The organism is Pseudomonas vanderleydeniana (assembly GCF_014268755.2).
GTDB classification, from domain to species: Bacteria; Pseudomonadota; Gammaproteobacteria; order Pseudomonadales; family Pseudomonadaceae; genus Aquipseudomonas; species Aquipseudomonas vanderleydeniana.
Genome location: NZ_CP077093.1, coordinates 75,949 through 90,445, shown reverse-complemented (window position 1 = coordinate 90,445; position 14,497 = coordinate 75,949). Strand labels below are relative to the sequence as shown.

The 14,497-nt window shown below is 64.0% G+C and carries 8 protein-coding genes; all 8 read right to left on the bottom strand.

What is annotated here, in order from left to right; genetic code table 11:
• Positions 1-230: 230 nt before the first annotated feature.
• The 8 genes from HU752_RS00375 to tssE all read right to left on the bottom strand — a co-directional run bounded on the left by HU752_RS00375 (position 231) and on the right by tssE (position 14,436).
• Entirely contained in the window at positions 231-1,241 is a 1,011-nt protein-coding gene (locus HU752_RS00375) for a hypothetical protein (RefSeq protein ID WP_186683679.1), read from the bottom strand.
• On the bottom strand, positions 1,242-5,678 hold the full coding sequence (locus HU752_RS00370; protein WP_225920090.1) for an RHS repeat-associated core domain-containing protein: 4,437 nt from the start codon (positions 5,676-5,678) through the stop codon (positions 1,242-1,244).
• A 3-nt stretch (positions 5,679-5,681) separates the two neighbouring features.
• Complete coding sequence (locus tag HU752_RS00365) at positions 5,682-6,107, bottom strand: DcrB-related protein (RefSeq protein ID WP_186683678.1); 426 nt, start codon at positions 6,105-6,107, stop codon at positions 5,682-5,684.
• A gap of 15 nt (positions 6,108-6,122) precedes the next feature.
• Entirely contained in the window at positions 6,123-8,057 is a 1,935-nt protein-coding gene (locus HU752_RS00360; protein WP_186683677.1) for a type VI secretion system Vgr family protein, read from the bottom strand.
• A gap of 308 nt (positions 8,058-8,365) precedes the next feature.
• On the bottom strand, positions 8,366-11,047 hold the full coding sequence (gene tssH / locus HU752_RS00355) for a type VI secretion system ATPase TssH (protein WP_186683676.1): 2,682 nt from the start codon (positions 11,045-11,047) through the stop codon (positions 8,366-8,368).
• Complete coding sequence (gene tssG, locus HU752_RS00350; RefSeq protein ID WP_186683675.1) at positions 11,040-12,092, bottom strand: type VI secretion system baseplate subunit TssG; 1,053 nt, start codon at positions 12,090-12,092, stop codon at positions 11,040-11,042. The genes tssH and tssG overlap by 8 nt, the downstream gene beginning before the upstream one ends.
• Positions 12,056-13,915, bottom strand: a complete 1,860-nt coding sequence (gene tssF, locus HU752_RS00345) for a type VI secretion system baseplate subunit TssF (RefSeq protein WP_186683674.1) — start codon at positions 13,913-13,915, stop codon at positions 12,056-12,058. Before tssF ends, tssG begins: the two co-directional genes overlap by 37 nt.
• A complete protein-coding gene (gene tssE / locus HU752_RS00340; RefSeq protein ID WP_189656672.1) occupies positions 13,915-14,436 on the bottom strand; it encodes a type VI secretion system baseplate subunit TssE in 522 nt (173 codons plus the stop codon). Before tssE ends, tssF begins: the two co-directional genes overlap by 1 nt.
• Positions 14,437-14,497 lie beyond the last annotated feature (61 nt).

Here is a 14,497-nt window from a genome sequence, read left to right as displayed (position 1 = left end):
GTTAAAGGTCGCGTTGTGTTGGGCTCCTTTCCCACCAAGAGGAACACCAGGGTTTCCATTGAGAACCGGGGGCGGATTTATTTTCGACTCGGTGACGTGCAGTTCCAGGTTGCAGACCTGCCAGGTTGCTGCCTGTGCGGAGATGCACACTGTGCAGAGCATCAAGGACGACAGGATGTGTAGTGCCTGGTTTTTCATGGTCGTGCAGCCTGGTTGTCGGCTGGCTGTCTCTAACGGCTATACAGGATGTTATAGAACAAGGCGTCATTGTGTTTTACCAATGACAGGCTTTCGCCCAGGGGGAGCTTTTCAAGCAAGGCTTTATCGATCGACATTCGACGAGTAATTATCGCCTCCAGCAACTTGCCGAAAAGTGCCTCATCAGCAACATGCTTTCTCAGTTTGAGAAGCTCTCGAGGCCGGCTTTTCAATATGTGGAAAGAATAATTCATCAGGATAAGGTTGGAGACGAAAAGGTTTTCCGTCGACTGAAGCGGATTGATCGTATCAGCCAGGGCCTCAAGCACCCGCGTCCTGTCCTGGGCGTAGGTGGCCAGAAACACGTCGGGATAGACAAGTTCGCTGTATCGGTCATTGAGAGCAAACCGATGGGCTGTTCCTTCGGGGGTTGCCAGTAACTCGACGATACTCGCCTGGTAGTCCTTCAGTGTGCCCAGCAGCTCGCTTTCTTTCCTGCTCTGGGCCTTGAGTGCCTGGTAAACCTGCTCGATGACCTCCAGGAACGGTACAGTCCCCAGCGCATCAGTAGTCATGACCCAACGATCATCCTGGATACTGAATCGACGATACGCCTCGTCGTCGATGCTCAGTTCGAAAAGCAGGAACCTGAGCATGTGATTCCTGGTTTTCGCATCCGCATCGAATGGGCTGTTTTTCAGGCCGATCAATTGGATCAGGTAGAAGAAAATGAAGTACTCCCTATTGGTTCGCTGGCGGTTGTCGATCTCCAGCAGATAACCAAAACGGGACAGTACCAAGAGGAGTGCGTAGCAATCCGGCTCGGTGAAACCCCGTTTAGACATGGCCTTCTGGAACGTGCCCAGGGAAAACAGATCCTGCCAGCGACTTGCGCAGAGGGGCTTGCCATTGCGTTTGCGAGCCACTACGGAAAGCAGGGCGGGCTCCTCTTCCAGGTAAAAGACCGCTCCCGGTTCTCTTGGCAGGGGACGGGCATTCAGGAAGTGCTCAAGCTTGCATGAAAGAAGATCGAAGACATCCATTTAGAGTTTTCCGCAGGTCTTCCACTTTCCGTTCGGGCCTTTCTTCTCGACACGGAATGACGTGATGGTCTTGTTCAATTTGCCCAGTAGCCGGAAACCAATACCCTTGGCCTTGGGTTCATTCGTTTTGGACAGCACGCCATCTTTAAGGCCGGTTTCCTTGTAGTCAACGGTCGAAATATCCTGGTGGTTGTTGAGAATGTTGACGCCTTCATTGTTCACGGTTGCCACGACCCTGTACTGCTCTTTGCCCGGGTTGAATCCAGGGTTGCTATCCTGGTTGACCCAGACTGCCTTCTCACCCCGGTTGTTCGGGACCAATCCGCCCTTGCCACCATTGGTTGCCTGGGACGCGGCAGCCTCCTCCTTGCTCATGTAGCGAATGATCTCATCTTCTTTAAGGCCCAGCGGGTCGATCCAGGTGAATGGATTCGGTGCATAGCGGTAGAGGTTCAGGCTACCGGATAGGCCCAGCGGATCGGGTGTGGTGAAGCGTCCTATATCGGGATCGAAAAAACGGAAAGTGTTGTAGTGCAGCCCGGTCTCCCGGTCCAGGTACTGTCCCTGGAACCGCAGGTTCTGCTCTTCGCTGTAGTAAGGTTCCCGCACCTCGTCAATGGTGTTGCCCCACACCTGATAATGGGCCTGCCATACCGGATGGCCGTCGCTTTCGGTCAGTACCTGCGGTAGTCCGTTGGGGTCGTTGTGGTAGTAACGGACTTTCTGGTTTGCGCCGTTGCCATCGACTCTGGCCAGGGGGTCATGGCTGTGGTCGACATAAAGATACAGGCTGGTCTGGTGGTTCTTGTGTTCCTTGAGCAGTTGCAGGGCATCCCAGTCGAAACGGGTACTGGAAATCAACCGCCCATTGCTGTCGTGCTCGGTTTTTTCAATCCGCCGGCCCAGCGGGTCATAACGCATCCGGACTACGTTCTCACCGTCACCCTGCTGTGTTCGAACTTCAACCAGGCGATGGTCGGTGTCGTAGCTGAAACGCTGTAGTCCTCGTCGCCGGCTACGCTTTTCAATCATGCGGCCAAAGCCGTCGTAGCGATAACGCTTGTCCTGATAAGTCAGCAGCTGGTTGTGCAATACCTGGCCTGCGGAGGTGGACGTGCCGTCGAGGAGGTTGGCTGCGGCATCGAAGGCAAAGGTCTCATTCTGCCGTTGGCGATTGCCCTGGCTTGCAATGATCCGGCCCGTCGCATCGTATTGCAGCGACTGGTGGTGCTGGCCTTGCGGCAGGCGTTCGAGACGCCCTACGAGATGATCGCCAGGGTCGAAATCAAAATGGACCTGTTCTGCGGCTGGCATCGACAAGGGCTGACTGCTCAGCCGACGCTGGCGGGTACGCAAGCGACCGCCGCGGTCATACTCGCTGCGGGTGCTGATCTGGCCCTGGGTACGCAGCACTTCGCGATGCAGGCGGTCGCGTTCGAAGTCACTGATCACCTGGCCGTCGAGGTTGATCTGGTGCAGGTGACCGCTGCCGTAGTACAGCCGGTTGAGCCAGCGACCATCGGGTAGGTGGGTCTGGGTCAGGTTGCCCAGCTCATCGTAGTGATGTTTCAGGCTGCCGGCCGAGCTTTGCTCTTCAACCAGGTAACCTAGGGCGTCGTAGGCAAAAGCCAGGCGTTGTTCGTTTCCGTCGTTATCGACAGTGGCCGCTTCCAGCAACTGATTCAGTGGGCTGTAGGTGTATCGTGACTGCCCATCAGGGGTTCTCCTGGTGGTCAGGCGGCCAATTGCATCACGCTCCAGGTGTTGAACGATGGTGGCTTCGGCTGGCTGGCGGTCATTTTGTGGTGCAGCGATGGTCTCGACCCGTTTTACATTATCGAGGGGGTCGTACGTGTAGCGTTTGATACTGCCATCGAGATTGCGCTGTTCCGCCAGTCGATCCCCGGCATCCCAGGCGAACCGATAACTCTCGCCGTTCTCATTGGTCAGCGCCTGCAGTCGTCCGTAGTTGTCGTAGGTGAACCGTACCTGCCGGCCATGGGCGTCAGTTCGCTGGTGTACCTGGCCACGACGGTTGTGCTGGTAGAGCGTGGTATGTCCGACCGGGTTGGTGTAGCCGGTCAACTGACCGCTGCTGTCGCGCTGGTACTGTTCGACGCGGCCATCGGTCAGTGTGGTCTGCAGCAGGTTGCCCTGGGCATCGCGCTGATAGGTGGTACGTTCGCCGAGGGCGTCGGTGACCACCTGCAGGTAGCCGCAGCGGTCGTAGCCGAAGCGGGTCGGGTAGCCGGAGCAATCGACGTGTTCGGTCAGTTGTCCAAGATCGTTCCATTGCAGGGTCTTGCGCTTGCCGCTGGCGTCGATGATCTGCACCACCTGGCCGCGGGCGTCGTAGCAGTACCGGGTAACCTGGCCCAGCGGATCGGTCTCGTGGGTGCAGTTGCCACGCGAATCATAGCGATACTGCCAGTTGTGGCCGGCGCTGTCGGTTTCCACCAACGGCAACGCCCAGTGTTCCAGCCACACGGTCGACTCGCTGCGCCCCAACGGGTCGAGGCTGTCGCTCAGGTTGCCGGCCTCGTCGTAGCTGTAGCGGTACTGGCCACCCTGGGGATCGATGGCACCGAGCAGTTGGCGCTCGTCGTTCCATTCGAACTGCCAGGTCTGGTCGAGATTGTCGGTGTATTCGGTGATCTGGTGTTGCGCGTTCCAGCGTCGTGTACTGACTCGGCGCAGGCCATCGGTAATCCGGGTGGCACCACTGTCCAGGTCGTAGTCGAAGAGATACTCGTCGCCGTCATCGGTCCAGTGACGAATGACCCGCCATTCGCGATGACCGACCTCGGCCCACTGGTAGAAGCAGCGCAGGCCGCTTGGCAACTGGTGCTCGACCATCCGCCGCTGTTCGTCATAGGCGAAACGACGCTGGATTTGGCCGAGGGCATCACGCACTTCGGCCAGCTCACCGCCATTATCGTAGCTGTAGCTGACCAGCACCTCGCGCTGCTGATCAGGGTACAGGCGCTCGATCTGGGCGATTCTGCGTGGCCACTGCGGGCTGTAGATCAGTTCCACCTGCACATGGTCGAAGGTGTCGCGCAACCTCGCCAGTTTTCCAGACTCATCGTAGTCGAGATAGATGCGGTTATCGTTACGATCGCCCAGTTGGCTCAGACGAAGATGGGCGGGGTTGTCCTGGGTCGGCTCGAACAGGCGGTAGAGGCCGTCATCGCTCTCGATCAGCAGTTGCCCATTGCCGTTGCGCCGCACCGCCAGGCTTTCACCGGCGCTGAACACCGCACCACCGAGCGGGATCGTGCCCATGTCGATGCGCCGCGCCTGTTCGTCGGTATAGACCAGGCGCTCGCCACCGTCGGGATGGGGCTCTATCTGTACACAGGTTTCATAGCGCAGGCTCCAGCCGCTGCCGAGCAGGCTCTCATTGCGCTCGTCGCGGCTGTTGTAGAAGCGCTGCCAGTCGATGGGCAGGATGCCGGGCAGAACGAAGTCCAGCTCGTCCGCACCACCCAGTACCTTGGCACCGGTGGCCGCATGCACCGGATTCGGCGACCCGGCAATGGCCCGAGTCAGGGCGCCGGTGGCCTGGCTGACGACGAACGAGTTGACCCCCGACAGCAACATGCACGGCAGGTTGCTCATGAACTTGCCCTTGCCGCCCTTGAGCATCATCAGCACGGTGACCGCCAGGCCGACGCCCGGGGTCTTGCCGCTGCGGATCTCGCGCACCACCACCGAGTTGCCGCCGATGGTCACGTTCGGCGAGATGGTGCCGGAGGACACCACCTTGCCATCGCAGGTGCTGCGGTCGCCGCTGCGCACGGCCGGCTGGCCGTTGATGCTGACTTTCTCCGAGCCTTCGGCGAGGTACTGCTCCGGCATCGGCGAATGCTTGGTGCAGCTCACCAGGTCCAGCGGCTTGGGTTGCGTGCCGGGTGCCGGGCTGGCGACCGTGGGCCGCCACATCTGCGAGAAGAAGCCCTTGGCCATGTCGAGGAAACCGGGGCCTTCCTCTTCCGGTGCGGTTTCCTCGGGTACTTCGGCGGCCTCACTGTCGGGCACGCCGCCAGCCGGTGCCGGCGGTGGTGCAGTCCCCGCAGCCCGCGCGGCGGGAATCGAGTTGGTGAGGGTGTTCTTCGAGCCGGTATGGATGGTCGCCTGCACCGTGGGCGGAAACAGCGCGTTGCCGATCCCCTCGCACATGTCGCTCAGGCCCTTGTCGGCGCCGGTCTTGCTCATGACCACGCCAACGATCACCCCGACCACCGCGCCCAGCAGGCAGGCACCGAGACCGCCGGTGGCCACGGTAATGCCGGTGGCGGCCACCACCGCGGCCGTCGCCAGCGCGCCGATGGCGACGTTGGCCGCCACCTCCAGCACGCCGCCGACGATGTCGGCCATGACCGAAGTGTGTTCCAGCCCGTCTCCCAGGCGGGCGGCCCAGAGTGCGTCGGACATGGCTCAGGCCAGTGCCAGGCTGTGCTTGATTCTGGCCCAGTGGGCGGCTTCGGCATCGCCCAGCGGTTGCGCCTTGACGTAGCTGAGGGCGGTCATCTTGCGCGTGCCGGGCAGGACGAAGGCCAGCTGGAACTGGTAGACCTTGTCCGCGCCCTTGCTGTACTGGCTGCGCGACTCGATGGCGTCGAGGGATTGATCCGCGCCCAGGCGCACGTCCTGGCGCGGCTGGTAGCGCAACTCCTGGACCTGCTGTTCAAGGCGCTTGAGCTGGCTGTCGAAGTTGCTGCGCAGGTCCTCGCCCTCGCCCAGCAGGCTGCGGCTGACGATCAGCGACGTGCCCAGCTCCGGGAACTTGAGGATGTTGATCGAGGCATCGAGCAACTCGCTGTCGGGTAGCTGGAACTGGAACTCGTTGAGGCGGTAGGTCATGGCGTGAAGTCCTTTTTACTTGGCCTTGGGAAAGGCCGATGCCACCTTGGCGTCGATCGTGCCTTTGACACCGTCGCCGTCCGGGGTGGCGTCGGGGCCCTTGCCGTTGTTCAGGTGCAGGACGCCGCCCGTGTTGAACTGCGCGTCACCGCTGGCGTGGAAACTGATCTGCACGCCGCACAGGTTGATCTGGCCGCTGGCGTTGAGCTCCAGCACGCTGGCGCCGCAGACCAGCCGCAGGTTTTCGCCGACCTCGATCAGGTAGCTCTGGCTGATGCTGTCGGTCTTGCTCTGGCCGACGGTGAGCACGTCCTGTTGCTTGACGATGCGCACCCGGTTGTTGCCGATCAGCACGGTCTCGTCGTGGCCGATGCTCTTGTTGCGGTCATGGCCCACCGAGTGGCTTTCGTCGACCTCGACCACGATGTCCTGGTTGCGCTCGGCATGGATGTACAACTGCTCGGCGCCCTTCTTGTCCTCCATGCGGATTTCGTTGAAGTTGGCCGGGCTGCCGCCCTTGCTCGAACGGCTCTTCATGCCGCTCTGGGTAGCGTTGGCGGGCAGGTCATAGGGCACCGTCTGTTCGGCGTTGTAGACTCTGCCGGTGATGATCGGCCGGTCGGGGTCGCCTTCGAGGAAGCTGACGATGACTTCCTGGCCGATCCGCGGGATCTGCATCGAGCCCCAGTTCTTGCCGGCCCAGGCCTGCGAGACGCGGATCCAGCAGGAGCTGTTTTCGTTGGACTGGTCGTGGCGGTCCCAGTGGAAGTGCACTTTCACCCGGCCGTACTGGTCGGTCCAGATCTCTTCGCCGGCGGGGCCGACCACTACGGCGGTCTGTGGGCCGCGGACGATGGGGCGGGTGGTGTTCGCCAGCGGGCGAAAGGTCTGCTGGGCGTCGATGCAGGCCAGGCTGCTTTCGAACTGCGAGCCTGCGGTACCGCTGCCGGATTCCAGGCTTTCCTGGGCGATGTAGTAGCGCGCACCGACGATCAGGTACTCGCGGTTCTGGTCCTGGCGGCCGAAGCCAGTCAGGCTGAACAGGTTGCCGGCACCGATGCCCCGGGCGTTGCCGTTGAGCTGCACACGCTCGTGCAGGCTCTGGATCGCCTCGATGCGGGTACGCGCGTAGTGCTCGCCGTCCTGGCTCTGCACGTAGCTGCCGGGGTAGTCGTACAGCGGGTAGTCACCGGCGGTGTGCGGGCGCGGCATGGTCGAGCGCACATCGATCCGCGCGCTGGGGCGCTGGAAGTCGTAGTCGTTGAGCTCCAGCGAGCCAGGCTGCACTTCCTGGGCCAGCTGCCAGCCGTTGAGGTGGTCGCGCTCGCGGTGCTGGCCGTCCGGCGGGTAGTAGGGGATCGACTCGTAGCCGGGCGCCGGGTGGTGGGCGCCGTAGGCATCGGCCAGCACCAGCACGTGGCGGTCCTTCTCATGGCGGAAGTAGTAGTAGATGCCTTCCTGTTCCATCAGCCGGCTGACGAAGTCGAAGCTGCTCTCGCGGTACTGCACGCAGTACTCCCACTCGCGGTAGGGTTGGCTGAGCACGTCTTCGAAGTCGGAGAAGCCGAGGTCCCGGAACACCTGCTTGATGATCTGCGGGATGGTCATGTGCTGGAAGATGCGGCAGTCGGACGTGCGCGTCAGCAGCCAGAGCCAGGGGCGCAGGGTCACCTGGTAGCTGGCGAACTGGCCGGTGTCGACGTTCTGGCTGCAGCGCGCGACGATGCCGTGGAAATAGCGGCTGGCGCCGCCCTGCAGTTGCAGGGAGAGGCTCATGGGCTTGCCCAGCAACTGGTTCAGGTCGATGGCACCGTCGGTGGAGGTCAGGTGCAATTCGTATTCGAACGGTCGCCCCAGTTCCTCGCCGCCGCCCATGTCCTTGAGCAGCAGCACATCCGGCCCGAGGGGGCTGTGGACCTGTGTCAGGCGGGTGGCTTGTGTGAATAGCATCGGTTATCTCTGGGTCTTGTGGAGGCTGGGCGGGCTCTGTGTGTTTTTTGTGGTGAGGTCTGCTTGGGTGTAGTGAGGTCCAGTGTGGCGAGCGGGCTCGCCCGCGCTCGGCTGCGAAGCAGCCGTAAACCGGCGATCGCAGGTTGCCTGGCAGGCCGGGGTGTCCGGTTCAGGGGCGCTTTGCGCCCCAGCGCGGCGGTGCGGCGTCCCGACAAGTCCGCTCGCCACATCCATTTCCACAGTTACATCCACTTCCAGAGGTACATCCATCTGCGCAGCTACATCCACAGGTTGGCCTGGGGGCCGGCTCAGGCGCCCACGTCGCTGAACTGGTAGTGCAATTCGTTATCCCGCACGCTGATCCGCACGCCGGCCAGCGCCTTGCCTTCGAGCATGCGCGTGAGGAACTCGCGGCTCATGTCCGGCAGCAGGCTGTTGGTCAGGATCGCGTCGATCATCCGCCCGCCGCTTTCGGTCTCGGTGCAGCGCGAGACGATCAGGTCGACCACCTCGTCGTCGAACTCGAAGGCGACCTTGTGGGTGCTTTCCACGCGCTTCTTGATGCGCCCCAGCTGCAGGCGGGTGATGGCCTTGAGCATGGTGTCGCTGAGCGGGTAGTACGGAATGGTCACCAGGCGTCCGAGCAGCGCCGGCGGGAAGATTTCCAGCAGCGGCTGGCGCAGGGCCTTGGCGATGTCTTCCGGATCGGGGACGTTGCTGGCGTCCTTGCACAGGTGCGCGATCAGGTCGGTACCGGCGTTGGTGGTCAGCAGGATCAGGGTGTTCTTGAAGTCGATCACCCGGCCTTCGCCGTCTTCCATCACGCCCTTGTCGAACACTTGGAAGAACATCTCGTGCACGTCCGGGTGGGCCTTTTCCACCTCGTCCAGCAGCACCACGCTGTAGGGCTTGCGCCGTACCGCCTCGGTCAGCACGCCGCCTTCGCCGTAGCCGACGTAGCCGGGCGGGGCGCCCTTGAGGGTCGAGACGGTGTGGGCTTCCTGGAACTCGCTCATGTTGATGGTGATGACGTTCTGCTCGCCACCGTACATGGCTTCGGCCAGGGCCAGGGCGGTTTCGGTCTTGCCCACGCCGGAGGTGCCGGCGAGCATGAACACGCCGATCGGCTTGCTCGGGTTGTCGAGGCCGGCGCGGGAGGTCTGGATACGCTTGGCGATCATGCTCAGGGCATGGTCCTGGCCAATGATGCGCTTGCTCAGGTGCTGGTCGAGCTTGAGCACGGTTTCCAGTTCGTTGCGGGCCATGCGGCCCACCGGGATACCGGTCCAGTCGGCGACCACCGAGGCCACCGCCTGGTAGTCCACGGTCGGCAGGATCAGCGGGCTTTCGCCCTGCAGGGTGCTGAGACGCTGTTGCAGGTCGATCAGTTTCTCGCGCAGGGCGTGGCCCTGTTCGCCGCCGGCGTCACTGTCCACCACGCCGGTGCTCTCGCGCAGCTCGGCACGGGTGGCAAGCAGTTCGTCGACCAGGCTCTTTTCCTCGGCCCAGCGGCTTTCCAGTTCGGCCAGGCGCTCGCGCTCGCCGGCCAGCAGCTCCTCGCTGGCGCTCTTGCGGCTGCGGGTGTCGATCCCGATGGCGTGTTCGCGGGCGATGATCTGCAGCTCGATTTCCAGCGCCTCGATGCGCCGGCGGCTGTCGTCGACCTCGGCCGGCACCGCATGCAGGCTGATGGCGACGCGGGCGCAGGCGGTGTCGAGCAGGCTGACCGACTTGTCCGGCAGCTGCCGCGCCGGGATGTAGCGGTGCGACAGCTTGACCGAGGCTTCCAGGGCTTCGTCGAGGATCTGCACCTGGTGGTGTTTCTCCATGGTCGAGGCGACGCCGCGCATCATCAGGAGTGCCTTGTCTTCCGACGGCTCCGGGACCTGTACTACCTGGAAGCGGCGGGTCAGCGCCGGGTCCTTCTCGATGTGCTTCTTGTACTCGGCCCAGGTGGTCGCGGCCACGGTGCGCAGGGTACCGCGGGCCAGTGCCGGCTTGAGCAGGTTGGCCGCGTCACCGGTACCGGCGGCGCCACCGGCACCGACCAGGGTGTGGGCTTCGTCGATGAACAGGATGATCGGCTTGGGCGAGGCCTGGACGTCCTCGATGACCTGGCGCAGGCGCTGTTCGAACTCGCCCTTCATGCTTGCGCCGGCCTGCAGCAGGCCGACGTCGAGGCTGCGCAGTTCGACGTCCTTGAGCGAAGGCGGCACGTCGCCGGCGACGATGCGCAGGGCGAAGCCCTCGACCACCGCGGTCTTGCCGACCCCGGCTTCGCCGGTGAGGATCGGGTTGTTCTGGCGACGGCGCATGAGGATGTCCACCAGCTGGCGGATTTCCTCGTCACGGCCGACGATCGGGTCGAGCTTGCCGCTGCGTGCCTGTTCGGTCAGGTCGACGGTGAAGCGCTTGAGCGCCTCCTGCTTGCCCATGGCGCTCGGCGCGATGGCGCCGCTGGCTTCGCCCGGCACGGCACCGGCATTGAAGCCGTCGCTGGCGCCCAGGTTGTTTTCCGGCGAGTCGCCGACGTATTCGTCAAAACGCTCGCTCAGCGCCTCGGCCTTGATCTTGTCGAACTCCGACGACAGCCCCAGCAGGGCGTGGCGCAGGCTCGGGGTCTTGAGGATGCCGAGCACCAGGTAGCCGGTGCGCACCTGGCTTTCGCCGAACATCAGGCTGCCGTAGACCCAGCCGCGCTCCACCGCTTCCTCGACGTGGGAGGAGAGGTCGGTGATCGAGGTCGAGCCGCGTGGCAGGCGGTCCAGCGCTTCGGTCAGGTCGCGGGCCAGGCGCGCCGGCTCGATGTTGAACTGGCGCACCAGGCGGTGCAGGTCCGAGTCCTGCAATTGCAGCAACTGGTGGAACCAGTGGGCGAGTTCCACATACGGGTTGCCCCGCAGCTTGCAGAAGACCGTGGCGGCTTCGATGGCCTTGTAGGCGACGCTGTTGAGTTTGCCGAACAGCGCGGCGCGACTGATTTCACCCATGCTCTGTGCTCCTTGAGTGGTGGGCTGGTGTGGCGTGTTCGGCGTAATGCCGGGCCAGGATCAGGTCCCTGGCGTCCTCTTTGGGTTGGCCGACCCAGGTGTTGAAGCCCAGGCGGAATTGGCCGTTGAGTTGCAACCGGGGGACTTCGGGCTGTTCCAGGACCAGATTGAGGTCCCAGTCCAGCTCGTGTCCCAGGTATTCGGCGACCCAGGCCACCAGGTGGTGGAAGGGTTGCGCATCGGGCAGCAGGCTCATGTATTCGTCGAGCTTGAGGGGGCCGAAGCGGATGCGGAACTTGTGCTGGCGGTCCCAGACGTGGCGGCCCAGGCAGAAGTCCACGCCCAGCCGACTGGCGCTGACCCCGAGGCGGCTGCGCTCGGGCAACTCCAGCCACTGGCCGACGTATTCCTCGATCTCGACCGGCAGGCCGAAGTACTCGCTTAGGATTGCCTTGAGGCCATCCGGGTAGCGGGTCTGGGCAGCCAGGTGGCCGCTGAAATGCAGTTTGGCGGTCGCCGGGATCAGCCCCTGCCGGAGCAGGCTGGGCATGCCGCGACCGCTGAGGGCGGCCAGGCGCTCGGACCAGTAGTCGTCATCCGGGCGGTCGTGACTGACCGTCGGCCGGGCCTCGGCCCAGGCCCGGTAGAACAGGCTCAGCAGGCGGTGGTGGAACACATCGAGAAAGCGCTTGCTGGTGCTGTCGGCGTTATTGCGTTGGCGCTCGCGCACGTATTCGGTGATGTGCAGCGGCAGCGGGCCGTTGGGGCCGCCGAGGCCGAAGAAGAACTGCTCCAGGCGTGCCGGTGCGGTGCCTTCGGCCGGGGTCATGGAGGCCAGGGTGGCCGGGGCGAAGGCGCAGTCCAGCTGCTGGCCCAGGCGCAGCGGGTCGTCCGCCAGGCGCAGCGAATGGCCGAAGCGCGGCAGGTGCGGCGATTCGCACTCGATACGTCGCAGCGCCTGGAAGAAATCGTATTCCCAGGGCTCGGATTGCATCGCCGTGAGCGTGCTCACAGGGTCGGACGGCGTCCGGGCTTGGCTTTCCATCGCATGATCTCGCCGCGTTCGGTGGTACGGATCACCGTCTCGGTAAAACTGTTGATCGACACGTAGCGTGCCAGGAAGCGTTCGAACACCGCACCGAGGAGGAACACCCCGGTGCCGCGGAACGCGTTCTCGTCGAATTCCAGGGTGATCTCCAGGCCGCGTCCGAAGACGATCGGCCCGGGCATCGGCAGGCGCCGGGTGCAGGCCTTGCTGCTGACTTCGCGCAGGCCCTCGATCTGCAGTTGCAGGGCGGCGTCATTGCTTTCGCCGTACAGGCGCAGCAGCTCGCGCAGGGCGGCGGCGCCCTGGCCGTCTTCGCTCAGCGACAGGTAGTTCAGCGACAGCTGGCTGATCAGGCGCCAGGCCTTGTTGTCGTGGGCGTGGCTGGCCCGTGGTCGGCTCGGTCCGGCCAGGCAACGCACGGCCGACACCGGCGCGCTGTCGGCGAGGGTGAAGTCGCTCTTGCCGCTACCGACGCTCATGAACAGCGGCAGGTCGCGGTTGGTGCACAGGGCGCTGACACCGAGCTGGCGCAGGTCGTGGCGGTAGGGCGCCTGCTGGCTGTCGACCAGGCTGACGAAGGTCTCGCTGCCGATGTAGGTCGAGCGGGTGCCCTTGCGCCGTTGCTCGCTGGACAGCACCCGTGGCTCGCGCCGCAGGATGTAGTAGGCCTGGTCGCGACCGTAGCGTGAGGGGTCGCGCACGGCATAGAACGGCAGGAACGGCTGGTCGGGGCCGGTACCGTGGCCGGTGACACCGGTCAGCGAGTGGATCTCGAAATCCATCGGTCGGGTGCGGTCGGCGATCACATGGTGTTCGTTGACCCGCTCGGACAGGTGGATACGGTCCAGGCGCCGTGGGAACAGGTTGATCGCCGGGCTGCAGAACGGCACGAACTGCGCGGCGCCGACGCTGCCTTCCAGGCTTGGGTCGAAGCGCTCGAACAGAATGACCAGTTCCAGTTCCTGGCCGCTACAGCGCTTGACCGCGCGACCGAGTCCGGTGAAGTCGACGAACAGGTAGCGCTGGGGCAGGGCGAAGTATTCCTGCAGCAGGCGATAGCCCTGGAAGGCCTGGGCCACCACCGGCATCGCCGCTTCGCGATCGTCGAAACCGCAGGCGCGCAGGGCGTCCTGGGGCAGGCGTTCGACCCAGTCGCCGCCCGGAGCGCGGGCGAATACCGCGCAGGCGTTGCCCAGCAGTTGCTCGTAGAGACGGAACGGTTGTTCGTCGGCGCCGTTGAGGTACAGCGGCAGGTTGTCCAGGTCGAGCTGGTTGAACGGCAGTTCGGCGCCGGTGCGCAGGGTCAGGCGCAGGCCGGCCTTGGCCTTGGGCTCGCTGGCGGCCAGACGGCCGAGCACGGTCGCCGGGTTGCCGAAGTACTCGGCTTGGCTGACCTGCAGCGGCCACAACGTCACCGCGTGGGCGGTGCGGTACTCGCAGGAGGTCTGGGTGTCCTTGCCGAGCGTGGCACGCAATACGCTGTCACGCGGCAGGGTGAAACCGCCGGCCAGCGAGCCCTCGTCGGGGTCGGTCTGCAACTGCACCACGGTCATCGACGGGGTCGGTGCCAGGTAGTGCGGGTAGGCGATTTCCAGCAGGTTGTGAGTGAAGGTCGGGTACTCGGCGTCGAGCTTGAGCTGCACGCGCGCGGTGAGATAGGCGAAGCCTTCCAGCAGGCGCTCGACATAGGGGTCGGCGCAGTCGATCCCGGACAGCGTCAGGCGGCCGGCGATCTTCGGGTATTCCTTGGCGAACTCGGCCGCGCTTTCGCGGACGTGCTGCAGCTCCTGGTTGTAGAGGTCGAGCAGGCGCGGGTTCATTAACGTCTCCGTTGCTCGGCCGGGACCACGCGCACATGGCCGGACTCCAGGTCGAGGTCGGTGCGCAGCAGCAGCGGCAGCGGCGCCGGCAGGGCCCACAGGTCACCCTCGATCTCGAAGCTCAGGGCGTTGTGGTTCATCTCGCCATGGGCGACCTGGGCGCGGACCCGCAGGCTGCTGGCCAGGATGCGCGGCTCGAAGGTGGCGATGGCCTTGTGGATCAGGCTTTCCAGTGCCGGGATATCGATGCTCGAGGCACTGTAGCCGGCCAGTGCTGGCAGGCCGTAGTTGATCACCGAGGTGCCGGCCGGCGTATGCAGCGTGGCATCGGCGTCGAGCAGCGAGGTGGTATTGAGCAGCCAGGTCAGGTCACGCAGTACCGAGGCCTTGAGTTGGCTCAGGGACAGCACGCGCTTGTCCGTGCCTTCCTGCTCGTGGCCGGGCTCATCGTCGGTCAACCGGTCGAGCAGCGACGGTTGCAGGCGTTCGCGCAGGGCGAAGTCGCTTGGCACGCTGCTCATCGTGCAACGTCACAGGGGCTGGACGCTGCGGGGCGGCAGCTCCACTGTTCGGGAAGCGCAG